Source organism: Nitrospira sp. BLG_1, from assembly GCF_047338595.1.
GTDB lineage: Bacteria > Nitrospirota > Nitrospiria > Nitrospirales > Nitrospiraceae > Nitrospira_D.
This window is the reverse complement of record NZ_JBLFBO010000026.1, coordinates 1-16,464: the sequence shown is the minus strand read 5'-3', so window position 1 is coordinate 16,464 and position 16,464 is coordinate 1. Positions and strand designations below refer to the sequence as shown.

14 protein-coding genes and 2 pseudogenes are annotated in these 16,464 nt (G+C 55.3%); 5 read left to right on the top strand and 11 right to left on the bottom strand.

Features of this window, described 5'->3' with window-relative positions; genetic code table 11:
• Positions 1–19 precede the first annotated feature (19 nt).
• From ACMTNU_RS15140 to ACMTNU_RS15120, 5 genes are all read right to left on the bottom strand, one after another.
• Positions 20–3,112: a TrlF family AAA-like ATPase gene (locus ACMTNU_RS15140; RefSeq protein ID WP_413936113.1), complete on the bottom strand. Its 3,093-nt coding sequence runs from the start codon at positions 3,110–3,112 to the stop codon at positions 20–22.
• A gap of 59 nt (positions 3,113–3,171) precedes the next feature.
• Positions 3,172–6,117 carry a site-specific DNA-methyltransferase gene (locus tag ACMTNU_RS15135; protein ID WP_413936112.1) on the bottom strand — a complete coding sequence of 982 codons (2,946 nt, stop codon included), beginning with the start codon at positions 6,115–6,117 and terminating at the stop codon, positions 3,172–3,174.
• Positions 6,118–6,119: 2 nt separating this feature from the next.
• A complete protein-coding gene (locus ACMTNU_RS15130; protein ID WP_413936111.1) occupies positions 6,120–9,188 on the bottom strand; it encodes a BPTD_3080 family restriction endonuclease in 3,069 nt (1,022 codons plus the stop codon).
• Between the two features lie 320 nt (positions 9,189–9,508).
• On the bottom strand, positions 9,509–10,492 hold the full coding sequence (locus tag ACMTNU_RS15125; RefSeq protein ID WP_413936109.1) for a relaxase/mobilization nuclease domain-containing protein: 984 nt from the start codon (positions 10,490–10,492) through the stop codon (positions 9,509–9,511).
• On the bottom strand, positions 10,489–11,040 hold the full coding sequence (locus ACMTNU_RS15120) for a plasmid mobilization relaxosome protein MobC (protein ID WP_413936108.1): 552 nt from the start codon (positions 11,038–11,040) through the stop codon (positions 10,489–10,491). Before ACMTNU_RS15120 ends, ACMTNU_RS15125 begins: the two co-directional genes overlap by 4 nt.
• A gap of 405 nt (positions 11,041–11,445) precedes the next feature.
• Between ACMTNU_RS15120 and ACMTNU_RS15115 the strand changes: the two genes are divergently transcribed.
• Positions 11,446–12,261 carry a hypothetical protein gene (locus ACMTNU_RS15115; protein WP_413936107.1) on the top strand — a complete coding sequence of 272 codons (816 nt, stop codon included), beginning with the start codon at positions 11,446–11,448 and terminating at the stop codon, positions 12,259–12,261.
• A 94-nt stretch (positions 12,262–12,355) separates the two neighbouring features.
• Here ACMTNU_RS15115 and ACMTNU_RS15110 read toward each other — a convergent pair whose 3' ends face one another.
• The gene (locus ACMTNU_RS15110; RefSeq protein ID WP_413936106.1) at positions 12,356–12,775 is read right to left on the bottom strand and encodes a DUF6908 domain-containing protein; all 420 of its coding nucleotides are present in this window, start codon (positions 12,773–12,775) and stop codon (positions 12,356–12,358) included.
• A 66-nt stretch (positions 12,776–12,841) separates the two neighbouring features.
• A complete protein-coding gene (locus ACMTNU_RS15105) occupies positions 12,842–13,084 on the bottom strand; it encodes a hypothetical protein (protein WP_413936105.1) in 243 nt (80 codons plus the stop codon).
• Between the two features lie 168 nt (positions 13,085–13,252).
• Here ACMTNU_RS15105 and ACMTNU_RS15100 point away from each other — a divergent pair, with 168 nt between their 5' ends.
• On the top strand, positions 13,253–13,612 hold the full coding sequence (locus ACMTNU_RS15100) for a hypothetical protein (protein WP_413936104.1): 360 nt from the start codon (positions 13,253–13,255) through the stop codon (positions 13,610–13,612).
• A gap of 104 nt (positions 13,613–13,716) precedes the next feature.
• Here the strand turns inward: ACMTNU_RS15100 and ACMTNU_RS15095 are convergent, their stop codons facing one another.
• Together ACMTNU_RS15095 and ACMTNU_RS15090 are read right to left on the bottom strand one after the other, a co-directional pair.
• Positions 13,717–13,986 carry a type II toxin-antitoxin system YafQ family toxin gene (locus tag ACMTNU_RS15095; RefSeq protein ID WP_413936103.1) on the bottom strand — a complete coding sequence of 90 codons (270 nt, stop codon included), beginning with the start codon at positions 13,984–13,986 and terminating at the stop codon, positions 13,717–13,719.
• Between the two features lie 2 nt (positions 13,987–13,988).
• On the bottom strand, positions 13,989–14,267 hold the full coding sequence (locus ACMTNU_RS15090; RefSeq protein ID WP_245631038.1) for a type II toxin-antitoxin system RelB/DinJ family antitoxin: 279 nt from the start codon (positions 14,265–14,267) through the stop codon (positions 13,989–13,991).
• A gap of 335 nt (positions 14,268–14,602) precedes the next feature.
• Between ACMTNU_RS15090 and ACMTNU_RS15085 the strand changes: the two genes are divergently transcribed.
• Both ACMTNU_RS15085 and ACMTNU_RS15080 read left to right on the top strand, forming a co-directional pair.
• Positions 14,603–14,905, top strand: coding sequence for a BrnA antitoxin family protein (locus ACMTNU_RS15085; protein WP_413936102.1), 303 nt, complete (start codon positions 14,603–14,605; stop codon positions 14,903–14,905).
• 15 nt (positions 14,906–14,920) lie between these two features.
• Positions 14,921–15,186, top strand: a pseudogene (locus ACMTNU_RS15080) (helix-turn-helix domain-containing protein); the annotation flags it as partial.
• A 191-nt stretch (positions 15,187–15,377) separates the two neighbouring features.
• On the opposite strand, the gene ACMTNU_RS15075 reads toward ACMTNU_RS15080, so the two are convergent.
• Positions 15,378–15,596 (bottom strand): hypothetical protein, encoded by a 219-nt coding sequence (locus ACMTNU_RS15075; RefSeq protein WP_413936101.1) that lies wholly within the window; start codon positions 15,594–15,596, stop codon positions 15,378–15,380.
• 345 nt (positions 15,597–15,941) lie between these two features.
• Between ACMTNU_RS15075 and ACMTNU_RS15070 the strand changes: the two are divergent.
• Positions 15,942–16,061, top strand: a pseudogene (locus ACMTNU_RS15070) (nucleotidyl transferase AbiEii/AbiGii toxin family protein); the annotation flags it as partial.
• Positions 16,062–16,131: 70 nt separating this feature from the next.
• Here the strand turns inward: ACMTNU_RS15070 and ACMTNU_RS15065 are convergent.
• Positions 16,132–16,374 carry a hypothetical protein gene (locus tag ACMTNU_RS15065; protein ID WP_413936105.1) on the bottom strand — a complete coding sequence of 81 codons (243 nt, stop codon included), beginning with the start codon at positions 16,372–16,374 and terminating at the stop codon, positions 16,132–16,134.
• Between the last annotated feature and the right edge of the window lie 90 nt (positions 16,375–16,464).

The window sequence follows — 16,464 nt, the reverse complement described above, 5'->3', positions numbered from 1 at the left end:
TCCTGGCACCTACGGCTCGTCAGAGCCTATATTTTCGCTTCCGATTAACGAAGGCCGGCTCTGTTCCTTCAAGTATCTCCACGACTCTGGTCTTGATCTCAATGGACTCAATAGCGCCGGAGATGTATCCAAATAGATTGTTGGCCTTGTCGCAGCTGGCGCAAATGATCTGCTCAGCATCGCAGACCACTGCCAGATTCGGGTTGTGCGTGACCATGATTACTTGGCGGCGCTGCTTCGCCGTCTTGATACAGGTAACGAGAATCTTGTAAATCGTCTGGTTGTCGAGGTTCTCCTCCGGCTGGTCGATAATGAGCGGAATGTCGTCCTTATCCACCAAGAGATAGAACACTAGCAGGAGCAATCCACGCTCGCCGGGAGAGAGTCGCCCGATCTCTTGCCCCCCATAAGTCAATGAATATCGCGGCTGCAGATAGCTCAAGCCAAAGAGGAAGCCATATAAGTCTTTAACCTCATTGCCTTTCCGAAGCTGATCACTGGGCTGCATCTCGTTCCCACTGCCGCCTTCGCGGCGGTCAACGTGCAGCATGTCATCGATGCGACTCACAAACTGAACCGTTGCCTCCGGATCGTCGAAATCTGTTTCCCGCAGAATGCCGTGAATCAGTTGATTGCTTTCATCAAGGCCCGAGAAGCTCCCCCGCGTTTGACGATTGATCCTGGCCAGAAAATCATCCTGGAATCCCTCCTCCGCGATCCTCACGTTAAAAGCAAGGGGCAAGGGCATGTCCATGTTGGCGGCGGATTGAACAAATCCCTGTACCGGTTGATATAGCCGCTTGTATTCCGCGACCGTCTTTCCGATCTGCTCATGTAGGCGTCGAACCACGGCAATACGTGCCTCTCGCGACTGATTGTGCTTCGCTGGAAGCTGCGCAAGCTCCTGTATTTCCGCTTCGAACCACAAAATCGAGTGGACTTTCTCTTTGGCACCGGTCAGTTCGGCTTTGGCACGTTCCCATTGCGAGACTTGTTCCCGATACACAACGTAAAGACGCTGCTTCTCACCAAGCTTGCTTTTGATTGCCTTGACCTCGGATTCCGCGGCTTCTCGCCGCTTGGAAATACTGGTTGCTTCTTGGCTGTTGATGCTTTTGTCTTGCGCTTCGATCTCCCTTTTCATGGCAGCACCGATGCTGTCCAGCTTCGAGGTATTCACTTTGAGAGAAACAATGTCAGCGGTCGATAGACTGCTATCAATCTCGATGAGTGCCGTTTTCAGGTCACCCAAGAATTGCTCATGCGCTTTCTCATGGTTTTTGAGCGCCTGCAAGGCGCGATTCACCAAGGCCGCACGTTTGGTCGCACCCGCCTTCTTGTCGCGAGCCACCTGTTCCTCAGCTCGGATCGCAGCAAGCTGAACATCTAGCTCCTGCAATCTAGTCGTCGCGACGGCAGCTTCGGCTCTGGCCGCGGCTGACGCTGCCGGATCCTCAATGGCCGCAGGCTTTGCGTTCTCCAACGCCTGCAACTCTTTTCGCTTGCCGTCGAGCTGGGTTTCCAGACTGAGCCGAAAATCTGGTGCGAGTCGTTTTTCTATGGCACTAATCTCATCGTTGAGCTTCGATAGCTGTTGCGCTACCTGCTCGCGCTCGCGCTCGATCTCCGCGACCTTGAAATTCAGAAGATCATCAAGAGAAAGGAAATCGAGCTTCTCTTCCTCTGGAACATGCGTATAAATAATCTTTCGCAACTCGCTGTCGAAGGTAGACGAACCGCCTCCGCCGAGTTCATTGCAGAGAGCTTCCAGATAGCTTTGCGGGAGATATTTGACCCGCTCTACATCAGACGGTGGGGGATTCTGGTGAAGTTCTCGCGTGGAATCGGTGCCGTCCTGCCATCGAAGGGTGCCTGCGAAGTGGGCTGCGAGTTTACTTTTCGGGTCTCGGAATCGCTCCTCAGTCAGAAACGAAAACTTCTCATAGTTCTTGGTGTTCCCCGCAAGCGCCGCAACATCGGCTAGTGCGCTCTTTCCACTGCCCTTGTTCCCAATAATCGCGACGAGATCATGATTCAGCGGCAGGTCAACGTCAAACCATGTATGGGGCAGTGCAGACCCCGCCTTCTTCTTGATCGTGATAGCGGAAGCATATTTTCTTCGGTTTGCTGCAACTAGTTGACGCTTCGGAGGAACATCGCCAACGAAGACTCGCTGATCGAATTCCGTTACAGCCTGGCGCAGTCCCTCAAAAGTTGAATCTGCCTTTATCCAGGTGAAGCAATTGCCAATTCGATCTTTGCTTTCCGACGTGCTCAACGCGTGGGCATCCGAACAATCGAGAAGTGTGCTTTTGACGTTTGAATCCGCAAGCCGTTTTCTCGCCGCCTTGTAGGACTCTGGATTCGGGGCAGCGGTGAAAACAAGCTGGACACCATTGATGACGTTGCGTTTCTCGGCTATCGATTGGTCATCCCACTTCATGTTTTCCCACTCGGTCTTGCCAACGGCCAACAGATAGCGATCCGTCAATGGGTGCTTGTTTAAGGCCTGTATGATTGATTCCAAACTCACGCAGAGGTTATTGAAGCCCTCCTGCAATGGACCACCATAGGCCGCCTTCTTGTCTGCAGGAGCAGCATCGACAATCATCTGTCCAAGCTGTGTCAAGCTAGCCGGCGTGATCACCGCCTGCCATTTGCCTTTCAGGTGGGTCGAATCCGGGATTAGATTGTAACAAGGTGCGAGCGCGTTCAGAAATTGCTGGCGGATAACCTCCGGATCGAGCTCCTCGAAAATGACGTGGAGATTGATTCTGTTCCAGTCCGACTGCGAATAGTTTCCGTGTTCGTCTTTCTTGACCACACCAGCAAACTTGTCCAAGCGGAACTCGACGACTGGAAGAATCAGATCGATGTTTGGCAAACGGCCTCGTTCACGTTTTTCCTTTCGGACACGCTCGTAGCCTTCTATGAAGATGTAGTCGTTGATGCCGATGACTTTGAACTCCGGCGGTAGCTTTTCAAGGTCGGTTAAGAATGCTTCCCATGCAGCCTCAGTATTGCCACCGTAGTTCTGCATGATTGAGCAGGGAGTGTGAATGTGAAGATCCCACTTCTTCCACGTCGATCCGGCAGGATTGTTGTTGCTCACTTACCCCCCTTGCTGAAACGCCCCTCGCATGAACGCGAGGCCACGCCTATGCCGTTACCTCATACTCGAAAGACCTTCATCACTTCATCGCCCAAGTGATTAATGACCTTCACTGCGATGCGACCAGACTTAGGCTTATCGAAAGCTCTTGATGTATCGCTGTTAAGCGTAGCCCAGGCTTCAGGATCGATCTCGGCTTTGAGAGTGATCTTCAGCGAGCTGTAGGGATCGTTCGCACCGAGGAAGTAGGCGTGGCGAACGAAGAAGCTTTCTTCGTTGTAATCCGTGTCGATAAACCAGCAGGCGATACCTTCGGCACCATCACTGATGACTTCACCGGTTTGGGGCTTGAACACGTCCACCCCCTTCACCTTCACCCTCAGCTTCCCGTTTTTCTCTTTGAGGATGTCGATATCCGGCTCGCCAAAGATGACGAAAAGGTTCCCCCTGCCAGTATTTTTCAGATCGTCGGCCATGTGCAGATCGGCATTCATCCGGGCCTTGAGCACAGGAATGCGGCCGAGCTTGCTGAACTCGGTCGAGTGGGCGTCATAGTTGAAAGCACAGGCGATTAGCACATCGAATCCGGCGTCGCCAGCCTCTCTAGCGGCTTCCACTAGATCTGGACGAGTGACGGTACCAAATTCAGGCCCAATGAAGATGGCAGCGCGCTTTTCCTTGTCCCCTTCCAGGTAGCGGCCTTCCGCACAGACCAGATCACCCGGCCACAGAATGAGGGAGGTGAAGGTGATTTTGTTAGCCTTGTGTGCCTGCTGGACGCCCGATGTCTTGAGATTGTCCAGAATCATCTGCGCGAAGCTTTGCTTCGCCCCGTACTCTGGGGTGCTTTCCTTGGACGTATCGATCAACTCATCATTTTCATCCACGCCCAGCACACGGTGGGGTGAAAGGCTCTCGACGGTGAAGGGACCGGCGACCCGGACCTTCTTTTTGTCCTCGTAGGGTTTGTCGTATAGGTATTCAAACTCGGCCTTGGCAGCAATAGACTTGTCGATTTCATGCTGCCGGGCGATGCGCGCCTGCCACCAGTCAGCGTGCAATTTGGCAGGTGCTTCGGGCCATGCATCGGCAGGCTTTTCAGGTAGAGTCTTGAGTGTGTAGTTTCGTTTCAGGTTTCGGTTAATTCCGTGGAGCCATTCGGCGATGCTAGCTGCGCTGCCTTTAACTCCACGTTTCTGCTCGGTCTGGAGTTCATAAAACATCTCCCGTGTCTTGGCATCCCATGGGTCTTCGGCCTCTCGTGGAATCTCCCATTCCTGCCAGGTCTTTTTGAGCTCTCTGTTCAACGACTCTCGCAAGGGCTCCAGCTTCGCCCGCCACTTGTCCCATATCACATCGATCTCAGCATTGTTGGCAATAGACTTAAGCGTAATGTGCGGGACACGCTCATAGACAAAGCCGTGGCGGATGTTCCCCTGCACTGGCTGAGAACTTGGCGTGGTGCGTGTGACTTCGGCTTCTTTGATCTGCCCCTCGCGGGAATCGGCCAGCAGGTAATACGGGTAGCGTGCGCCCATGATACGGGCACGGGCAAGCGCCAGTGCCACACGCGAAGTATCAATGGTGATCCAGCGGCGGCCCCATTGCTCAGCAACAGTGGCGGCGGTGCCGGAACCACAGGTTGGATCGAGAACGAGGTCACCGGGGTCGGACGTCATAAGGATGCAGCGTTGGATAACAGTCGGCCCAGTTTCTACGACATACTTCTTGTCGGTCGCCGTCCCAACCTCGGTCCAAATGTTATTCGTGGTTTGAGCAACGAAATCGTCGAAGAACCGGACGTAGCGAAGCCCAGCCTTCGATGCTGCGATGCGATCTGCTCCCACAAGACGACGGAAACCTTGTGGATGAGTACTCCAGTGGCGGTTTGCGGTCGGCAAAAATTTTTGCCCCTGAAACTTAACTGGAAATGCTGTATTACCGCCGTGGCCGCTCGACGTAGCAATAATCTGTTGGAACGGCCGCCCATTTGTCTTAAGCTCGCCGTGGATATCAAAGTCTTCTGCGGTCGTTGAGCGGCGTGTTCCGTCTTCAAGTTGGATACGGCCGTATTGGCCGAGGTCTTGAATATTTAATCCGCGCACATCGAAAAGGTCTCGAAACTTAATTTGAGCCTTAGAGCGAGCGAACCAAATGATGTAGTCTGCGACGTTGTTAAGCAGCCGCTCATCTTGCCCCGCGGTCTTCTTTAGCGTGATTACCGACACGCAGCTATCATCCCCAAACACCTCATCCATCACCGCTCGAACCCGATGCACATTCTCATCGCCAATCTGGACGAAGATGGAACCCGAATCGCTGAGGAGATCACGTGCGACGGTGAGGCGGTCTCGGAGATAGGTGAGATAGCTGTGGATGCCATCGCGCCAGGTGTCGCGGAAGGCCTTCACCTGCTCGGGCTCGCGGGTGATGTGATCAGCGTTTCCATCCTTCACATCACGGCTGGTCGTGGACCACTGAAAGTTGCTATTGAATTTGATTCCGTAGGGCGGGTCAAAATAGATACACTGCACCCTGCCCCGTAGTCCTTCCCGCTCAGCCAGACTGGCCATGACTTGGAGTGAATCGCCGAGAATCATCCGATTCGACCAGTTCTGGTCGTGCTGATAGAACTCCGTCTTGTCCACGCCCTTGGGGATGCCGTTGAAGTCAGCAAACAAATCCGGCGTCAATTGCCCTGTTTCGTATTCGCGCGCCTTGGTCTCACGGAGAAGATCATCAATCAACGCTTTTGGGTGGACCTTTTCCTGGATATACAGCGGGGGGGCGTGCACGACGAGATCCGACCAATCCTGCTCATCCTTCCCACGCCAGACCAGTTGCGGATCCAGGTCTCGATTCCGACGCTCGTAGGCAATACGAACTGGGTTTTGCTCCTCTTTCTGCAACACAGACTGATATTCCGCCGTAGGAATGTTCTTCCTCTTGGCTTGGTCATGCTTAAGGGCTTCAACGGTCTCGGTCGTCCCTTGCTTCTTGGCCATGCTTATTTCCCTTCGACCACTGATCTGGCCGTGGCGGTCTTAACCATCTTATTGAACTCGTTCGCGACCTTGGTCTCGAAATCCGCTTCGATCTGATAGACCTCCGTGAACTCGGCAAAGGACCAACGGCCATAGGTACCAAGGTTGTTGACCCCAGGCACCCAATAGTTTTCCATGGTGGCTTTCTTTTCCTTCGCATCCTCTCGCCGGTAGCCTTTGATCTCGACAATCAAATGCAACAGATCTTCGTCACCATGCCCATCATCGACCAGCACAATGAAGTCAGGCCGGTACCTCCGCGTCTCTGACCCATAGCGGTATGGGACTTCGAGGCCGAGATTGTGATTTTTGACGTAGGCTCGGACCTTGGGATGAGCCTCGGCCACGCGGCAAAACTCGCCCTCCCAATCGCTGTCGAGAATGACCCAGTTGATGTGAGACCGCGTGGCATCGGTTTCCCAGCGATCCCGTCTGGATGTATTGAAATTGACGTGCCTCGTGGAACCAGTGGGATTGTAGGCATCGAGCAACGCTTTAATGGGCCGCTTTCCCACTAGCGAACGTGTAATGCCGGCGGTGATGCGCTCGGAGGCCATGTCAGCTAACTCTTGGTACATCAACTGCGCCGGATAGGTGCCACCTTTGCAGACCAGGCAGGTATCAATCCACTCTTTCGTAATGCGCTTGAGCTGACCAAACAGGTGAAGCTTGGGCTCTTCTCCCGGATCACGCCACTTGGTATAGAGCAGGCGCTTGGCCACATGGAAGAGCACCGTCGAGGGCCGCATGTCCTCCAAGTGTTCCAAGTCCAAGTCAACAGCTTCTCCGATAATCCCGGCGTTCTTCGTTTTGGAAGGGCCAACGAGATCTGGTGTCAGCTCCAAAATGGAATCCTCATTGAATTTGGCAGTGAGCCGTTCTTCGGGCAGCTCGACGCGATAGCCTTCGACACGAGGAAAGGTGATTTCGAGCGCATCCCGTTCGGGACGCATCGCTTTGACATGGACGGTTTCTCTTGGCGGCTGAGGCGGAGCGATCACCGGCTTTGCCGTGAAATCGAACGGGATGCCAAGGACATCCGCGTATCTGACATCAAAGAGACCCTCATTGTTCAAATCGTAGGATTCACGCCGCAAGGCTCGGCCGATGACCTGTTCGCACAGCAGTTGTGTGCCAAAGGCTCGCACGCCCAGTACATGCGTGACCGTGTTGGCATCCCATCCTTCGGTCAGCATGGATACAGACACCACGCAGCGGATCGACTCGCCTAGCCGCCCGTGCTTGCCGACTGTATTCATGACCTCCCGTAGCAAGTCTTGGTCGGTGAGCCCCTCCGCTTGCCGTTGATCGCCTGTGCGCTCGATAATCTCTCGCCGGAATTGCTCGATTTCATTGGCAGCCATTCCACGGAAATTGTCATCCAAGGCTTCACCTGATTCGAGCTGCTCACTATCAATGAGAAGTGTGTTCGGTCGAGGAAGAGGGTTCCCGTGTTCATCAAAGTTCCTAAATAGCTCAAGTCGGCCGTTCTCTAACGTACTCGATCCATCTTCGTTCTCGCGCTGAAAGCCTGAGATATAGTCGTAGACCAACTTAGATGTAGACGTATTGTTGCAGACCACGATAAAACAGGGCGGCACCCGCATGCCGCTCTCTTTCCAGAGGTCGAAGGTCTTTTGATAGTGGCCGTAGAGCGCTTCAAGGGCGGTCTGCAACTCGACTGGCAAGCTAAGAGGATCGAGGGTTGCAGCCTTTCCACGCCCCTTCTTCGGCATCCTTGTCCGGATATGCTCCCAGAGGTTGCGAAACTTGGGCATGTCTTCCCCTGGGATATTGTCCGCCACCGGGACTCGCGGTAACTTCACAATCCCGCACTCAATTGCATCCATCAGCGAGAAGTCGCTCATGGTCCAGGGAAAGAGAGTTCCCTCCGCGTAACCTGAGCCACTCAGAAAGAATGGTGTGGCCGATAGATCGACAACCTGCGTGACACCAAGTTTTCGAGTGACGATCTCGAGGCCAGAAATCCAGAGGCGAGCCGCCTCACTATTCTTCTCGGCCTCTTTCTTCTCATCCCCTTTAAGGTCTTCATCATCGACTTTTGCTCCCGGCTTCTCTCGGTAGCAATGGTGCGCCTCGTCATTGAGGACGAGAATGTTCTTCATGCCCATCAAATCAGGCATCACTCTTTGAAGCATCTGGCCATCGGTTTCGAGTGTCAATAACTCTTCGCCTCGCCCTTGAAGCAACGACCGACCACCCTTTGAGAGTTCGATTCGTTCTCGCAATTTGAACGAGTGGAAATTGGTGATGATGATCTTCGCGTGAGTCACATCGCCAAGCATGTCATTGGGCACTAGCTCGCGGCTGGCATAGTAGCTGTCTAGATCATTCGGCTGGAGGACACGCAGGCGGTCTTTGATCGTGAGGCCAGGCGTCACAACGAGAAAACCGCGAGTGAATTTCTTGCTGTTGGGGCGTCGCACGGCGTTGATCGTCTGCCACGCGATTAGCATGGCCATGACGGTGGTCTTGCCAGCGCCTGTGGCCAACTTCAACGCCAGTCTCGACAGTCCTGGATTGGCGTCGTTGTTGGCGTTCGCAAGGTGCTCAAGAAACCCCTTGCCTGCCTTGGTACTCGAAGCCACCTCCGTTAACCAAATGGCCGTTTCAGCCGCCTCGACTTGGCAGAAAAATGGTCGCGTGCTGTTGAATTTGTGATGGCGCCAGTGTTGGAGCAGCCGCGCGGTTTCTGGAGTCACCTGCCAGTCGTTGGGATTCTGTAACCTTCGCCATGCTTCTACTTGGTCCCGCACGCCGTTGATGATAGCCGTGACATCATACTGCTGTTCTTGTGTTGAGAGGCCCTTCCCTTCATCGAAGACAATCGAGGACTGCTTCTCTGAGGATTTTCGTTTCTTGGGCTTTGGAATCGGTGTGATAAATTCGGCGGGGCGACGGATTTCTATAATTTTCTGGGTCGGTTGCCCCTGTTCATCAAGTTCCCAGTGGCGAGAAGGATATGCATAGGGCGAATTCAGAATGGGTTTAGAGAAGAAGTCAGCACTCATTTAGAACCCGCGTTAACCTATGGGGGTGCAGGAAGGGTGCTTGCCCGGCGGAAGCTTACCCGTTTCTGTCTGAAAAATCATCGAGGATAACCAGATTTCTACCTTTCTAGATGAACACACCCTCTTGTATCGGTCCACCATATTCACATTGGACACTTGACCCAACACGATTCCATTCAGGGAAACGTCTCCGAGGGCTAACCCCAATTCCTTGCGCTGCCACAATATCAAGGTTCGGCCTGCAGCCCCAGAGATCTCCGGTCTGTGACACAGCACATGCAACAATGAATTGATGGTCAAGAATCGGACAGTGGAGGACCTCAGGAAAACCGATCGCGCTCAGGCGAACGAGTCTTCTCAACGTCCCTCGACCGCTCACTCAAGTAACGAACCAAATCCGCAGCCAGTTGCCGATCCTCCCCACGATCTGAACGAGCTAACGCCCTCATCACCTGCTCATAATTCCGCATAACCTCCTGGACTCGTCCATATCGGCCCGTTGTGCGCTTCAGCCGCTCAAGCGTTTCCCCTTTCCTGCTCACCTCATGCAGATGCCGCACCGTCCAACGTTCATGCGTCGTGCGATGAATCCGACTCGTGGTCGTGGCTTCAATCCCATGCTCTCGTAACGCTTCCGCAAATCCCTCCCGCCACCGTTGGAGATCGGCCTTTCTCGGATTCAAACGAACTCCGTCGAGACCTGCCGCTTTCACCGTCAGATGGACATGTGGATGCGGAGAGGGGTGGGGATCCGGATCAGTCTCGAAGGTGTGCAGCACCATCGCGTACTGATATCCCGAAAACTCTCGTGTCGCAAAGTCACGGGCCGCCCGCTGCACCGATAACGGATCGGTCCTGGTCGGCATGGAGAGGACGAGATGAAAAGCATCGCGCATAGTGGAATCTGCCGCGATCGGCATCCCGCCATCGCGCCATTCAGCTTTCAGATCGGCCACGGCGTCCTTCCCCTGAATCACCTGACCGTCTTGATCCTCGATGTCGAGTTGGCCATCACGAGAAATGTAGGTGAGGTTGTTCGAGATACCCTTCATGCCTTTCGGCGCCCGGACGAGTTTCACCATGACTTGCGGCGCGCGGCGGACCATGGCCTGGAGTTTCTGCCGCACATAAGTCGCACGAGCCTGTGCCGTGCTGAGCCGTCCGCCGGTACTCGTGAACTTGGCGGAACTCAGACGAACATTCCTGCTGCGACGCGGTCGTGGGAGGGTCTCCGTTGAGACATTGAAGAGCCGACTCCCCCACTCATCCAACTTCTGGTCGATCTGGCTGCCTGGCAAAGTCATTGGAGGTGCCAGCGCTCCACGGTCCCGCGTAAGACATCGGACACCTTCTTCGTATGGGCCTGGATCACGCGGGAGAGTTCGGTGATGACCTCGACCCGAAAGGCGGCTCGGTTCTGAGGCGCGGTATTTAGGACCTTGGCAATCTGGTTCAGGTTTCTTCCCAGAGCCAGCAGTTGCTGATTCGACCGGGCCAAGCTCTCTAATTCCGCCTGTCCGACCTGCGGCTGCCCAGTCAACTTGGCGCGCACCATCGCCACCAGCCATTTGGTCGGCACGTAACCTTCGTAACCAGCCATCTTCTTCAGGGCGGCGAGCTCTGAGGTCGTCAGGTTTAGTTCGATGCGAGCGGTCGCTCGTTCTCGCTTCGAGGTGACGCGACTCCGAGGCGCAGGAACCTGGATGGCTCTCCGGTCCATGGCCTGCCTGACGGCCTTCCGCAGGGCATGACTCGGCGTGATGCCGTTATTCTGGCACCAGGCCTGCCAGGGTGCTTTCAGGTCCCCCAGATCCACCGTGACCGTGGTCGTCCGTTTCGCCCGCTGCCCCATCAGCTCACCCGTACAAGCCCCAAATCAAGACACCAAACTCCCCTCACCGACCGGTGGCTGCTTCAGGTCATTGGAGGGTCAGAAAGCCTGGGCACAAGAATACGATAAACCCATAATGTAAGACAACTACGGGCAATAGCCATATCCTGCAACCTCTTAAAATCCGTCTTACACCATGCCTCTGACAATACCGACCAAGACCACAGATCAACCGCTCACGCCGTGCGAAAGCCGCCAGAAACGGGCCCCGATCGGTCGGTCAGTGGAGCCTCTGGCAAGTCGGGCTGGCTGGCATCGGGAGTCGGCTGATCGGGTTGTTAGCAATTCGGGGGGGCCCGATATGAGGGGGGCTCTTCCTGTTATCCTGTGACAGGGAACACCCTGTACGCTGTTGAGGTCACAACCATGCGCATGACTGGGGCACACGTTCTTCGAGGCCTTCTGGCACTCGGCATGATGAGTGGGCTGGTGGGTTGTGGCAGCTTCGCCAACTGTTTCAATAGTGGGTTCGCCCCCGCCGCCTGTGGCCGCGGGCATCGCGAGAGCGACGTGTCTTTCCTATCGCAGCCCACAGCCACTTCGGCGGAAGGTCGCTGGACGGGCACGACTCCCACCGGCCGCACCGTCGCTGGACTAGTTCTGGAGGACGGCTCGTATTGGCTGTTCTATTCGGCACGAGGCAATCCCACTGTCCTGGCTGGACTGGTGCAGGGCACTCGCACGTCTCACTCCGGCTCCTTCGGTTCCTCAAACACCAGAGATTTCAATCTGGAAGGCGCGGGTATTCGGGCAGCAACGATGCGTGGCAGCTATGTGCCGAGCAAGCGCTTTGACGGGACGATCGCCTACTTCAGTGGGGACACAGAGAGCTTCACGAGTACGTCCGACGCCGACGCTGAGTCGGTCCCGAACCTGACTCAGGTGATCGGAACGTATACTGGTCTCCGTTCCGACAATCACACGATCACAGTGACCGTGGATTCCACCGGGACACTTTCCGGGCATGCATCAGGTGGCTGCACTGTTGTTGGAACCTTGTCTCCTCGTGCGAAGGGCAATGTGTTTCAGATCTCGGTAACATTCGGATCTGGCGCCTGTCGCCAGGGAAGCGAAACGATCACGGGGGTGGCCTTCTACGATGCCGTGACACAACGGCTGTACATTGCCGCCCTCAACCATACCCGGACCACCAGCTATCTCTTTCTCGGCACAAAGCCGTAAGCCTCACAGGTTCACGATTCTGTCAGCGTTTCTTTTTTTATGGGGGCATGACCTGGTCAGATCATGCCCCCTAAACGGATCGATGTGATTACGGCTACAGGATCTCTCGCATAGCAGTAGAGCCAAAGAATCCCTGATCCTTCAGATTGGCAAACCAGCTCTCGGCGAACTCCTTCAACTCCTGTTTGAGCGAGGGCACGACGTGCGTACGTCTGCCCGTCTCGTCATACCGATAGACCTCCTGAACGATCCCCAGGTAGTCATTTCGGAACGACACCGGTTCGGCTGCTGCGCCATCGGGTCCAGTGTGAACCAGAAACGCGATGTCGGGATCGCGCATGAGGTCGCCGTTCTGTTCGCCGTAATGGCACAAAGACACCAGCCGGTATCCGTCTCCACTGGATCCAATCTCCTCGACTGAGAGCGGCATGTAGCCGGACACCGTGATACGGACGGCATGGACGCCGCCGAGTAGCTGATCGAGATACTTCGCAAATTCCTGATAACTGTTCATCGTCTTGTTTCCTTTCTTCAGATGCAGGAAGCCCCCGGCGCGAAGTCCGGAGGCTTCCCGTGACGGTCAGCGGTCCGACCGCTCCGCGATCCAGCGTGTCGCCTGTTGGGCGACGACGATCAGCGCGTCAAGGTCTGCGACTCCGAAGGAGTCGGAATTCTTCCAGACTCCATCTCGGTCCTTGTACGAGCGAGCCACGGTCACGTTGTAGAACGGACCGTTCATGCCCTCGTTCTTCCAGATGCTCGCCTTGATGCGGCTGCATCGAAGCGTGGTGACCGGCTGGGGTTTCTTGTCTTGAGGTGCCATAGTGTTGTCTCCTTGAGTTAGAGTTGATGTGTTGGCCTCTCACCAGGCGTGGAGGCCACACAGCGACGACAAAGGAGACAGAGAGGCCGCCGCCACCTGGCGGGCCGGTGGGCGCGATGCGGAGGAATGCCCGTGAAAGGCGACGCGGGCTTCTAGCGGCGCGCGGGCATGATCGACGCAGCCCGCCGGTGGAAAGCCAGGGCGACGGCCGGATGCGCACAGGCACCGGCCCTGAAACCACAAGCTGGCCCTCGCTCATCACCAGCCAGGCATGGCAGTGCAGCTTCACCGGACGAGGCGAGAAGGTCCTGTTCAGATAGACCGAAGCGACCAAGCCCATTCGCCGCGGTGGAAGAGGATCAACGAGTCGGCTTCGAGGCGGTCTTGAGCTTGTTGCAGTTGTCGGCCAGCGGGCGACCGACTATGCGTCAGATGGACGCTGAACGTAGTGGAAGACCGAACGGCCTGCGAGGCCGAGGGGAACCGTCATGTGATGGGAGGCGAGAAATCGTTGAGATGCGCGACTGACTGAGCCGGATGAACGAGTCGTCAGCGAGGTCGAGAACAAGCCATCTTCCTGGAAATGCCTCACCGGCCGTTGATACGGCGTCTGATCGTGTTCACACTCACCGTCAGTCAAACAGGTCGGCGTGCGTGCCTGTCCGTTCGAGGATGAGGAACGTGGCCTCAATTCTGTAGATCAGAAGCCAGTCTGGTTGGATGTGGCATTCTCGATGGTGGTTCCATTCACCGGTGAGTGTATGGTCCTTGTTCTTGGGAGGCAGTGGTGTCTGGGCCTGAAGCAGGTCTACGATGGCTTCGAGTTTGTCAATATCGTAGCCCCGTTTTTTGGCAAGCTTGAGGTCTTTGAGAAAACGGCTGGTGGTTTTGAGGAGAAGCACGCTTAGATGCCCGTACGGCTTCTGAGTGCACGAAAGTTTTTGAACGAGGGGAGTTTCTCGGGATGCTTTGCTTCTTCAAAAGCCTCCAGCGTGTGCGCGTTTGGGATCATGAGAGGAAAAGGGATACCCTGGTGGAGTTCCACCTGGGCATAAAACAGACGGATGGCTTCGGCTTCGGTCAAACCGAGTCGGTCGAAGACTTTCACAGCCTTCCTTTTCAGACCAGTGTCGATACGAGTATTGATGCGCTCTGACATAGCCATCTGTCCTGTTTTTTTCATGTTCCCATTGTACGCCATTTGTCGTGCGAATGAAAGATGATTCTCAATGCTACTTATGTGTAAGAGGGTTGTCAAATGACTAGAACGTGACAGTAGACCCTGCTATAGACCGACGGATTGATCAACAGGCTACGTTTCTGACGGCCTTGAAGAAATCGTACAGGTGGGGCCGATTGTGCAAGGCATATGCAGCTTCTCTCCCGCATGGTTGACTTGCATAGCACGACAAACGTCGCTACAGTCGAACGTGCGTGATAAGAGGATCATGGTGATGGCTCACGCCCCGCGTGGGCAGGACATGACGCGCATCATCTCCATGAGAAAGGCAAATCGCCGTGAGCAAAAAACCTATGATCAAGAGCGACCTGAAGCGACTGGACCGCATGACGGATAAAGATATCGACTACTCCGATATCCCGCCATTAGATGACGCATTTTTCAAGAAGGCCACGATGGTCGCCTGGCCGCCGGTGAAGCGGCAAGTGACTGTACGTCTCGATGCGGATGTGCTCCGCTGGCTGAAGGCCTCCGGCAAGGGGTACCAGACACGGCTCAACTATATTCTCCGTGCGGCAATGGAACATCAGGGGCCGCGGCGACCGCGCGCCACAAAGCGTCGGCGCCCCCATGCAGCGTAAGGAAAGAGCGACGACATGAAAGAACGAGTCATGAAAGGAATTGAGGTCTCTCGCGGGTCTGGCAATGTCTTCGCAGACTTGGAGCTGCCAGATGCCGAGACGCTTCAGATCAAGACCGGGCTGGTGATCGAGATCCGGAGAGCTATTCGCCAACTAAGGCTCACCCAGCAAGCCGCGGCCACACGGATGGAACTCACCCAACCGAAGATCTCCAGCATGATGCGCGGGGACTTCTCCAATGTATCCGAACGCAACCGATGGAGTGCCTGAATCGGCTCGGCTAGGATATAAAAACAAAGTTCACACATCCGGCATCTGATGCTGGCGCTACCGTAAGCACGGACCGTTCTCTTGCAAAGGTGTTCTCTCCTAAGAGACGAACCGGACTTTTCTCAGAACCCGTCCTTCCTCTCGTTTATTGACGGATACTGACAACCCAGCGCATCACAACCCCAGGGGTCAGGACGTCCTGCTAATAGTATCCAGGCTGGCTCCGGCTATAAGGATCACGTTGTGAAGCCGGCGGAGGTTCGTCGTAACGATGCTGTTGGCCCGGCTGCGAGGATCCCATATTCACATTGTCATAACCAGGCGCGGGTCGTTGCCGACCCGACAAAGAATCATCGGCACAGCCAGCGATCATGGCACCCGCCAGAAGGGCAAAGGGCAGCGCGCAGAGAATACGAATCATACGAAACCTCCTTCGTCATTCGGAATGATTTCTATTCATTTCTCATCCAATCAGTCTGCTGTACATACAGGATACCGCTCCCTGACAAGCCCTCTTCACCCTGCGAAGAGTCACGTGATCATCTGAAGTCAGCCAAGTGGGTAAATAAATTGGTGTACCCTTATTTGTTGCCACGCATCGTCTTCTCAATTTTGCCATGCATCCCCTCCACCGCGCAAAGGTCGATGTGCGAACTCATTTTCGGAAAGGATAGAAGGGACGAGAATTGGCCATTCAGCACTTCCGACAAGGACGTTGCCGTCAGCATACAGCACCACCCCTCTTTCTCACGTGGCACGGAGTTGTATGGTGCAGCTGGATTCAGCGAACAGCCGAATGAAGGATTTTTATGACATTTGGCTGCTTGCCACCGGTCATCCATTTGATGGCTCTGTTGTAAGCGAAGCGCTCCAGGCCACGTTTACGCGGCGTCTTGGTTCCTTTCTTCAGATGCAGGAAGCCCCCGACCCAAGGGCCGGAGGCTTCCACACGGCGGTCAGCGGTCCGACCGCTCCGCGATCCAGCGTGTCGCCTGTTGGGCGACGACGATCAGCGCGTCAAGGTCTGCGACTCCGAAGGAGTCGGAATTCTTCCAGACTCCATCTCGGTCCTTGTACGAGCGAGCCACGGTCACGTTGTAGAACGGACCGTTCATGCCCTCGTTCTTCCAGATGCTCGCCTTGATGCGGCTGCATCGCAGCGTGGTGACCGGCTGGGGTTTCTTGTCTTGAGGTGCCATAGTGTTGTCTCCTTTAGTTAGAGTTGATGTGTTGGCCTCTCACGAGGCAGTGGAGGCCACACAGCGACGACAAAGGAGACAGAGAGGCCG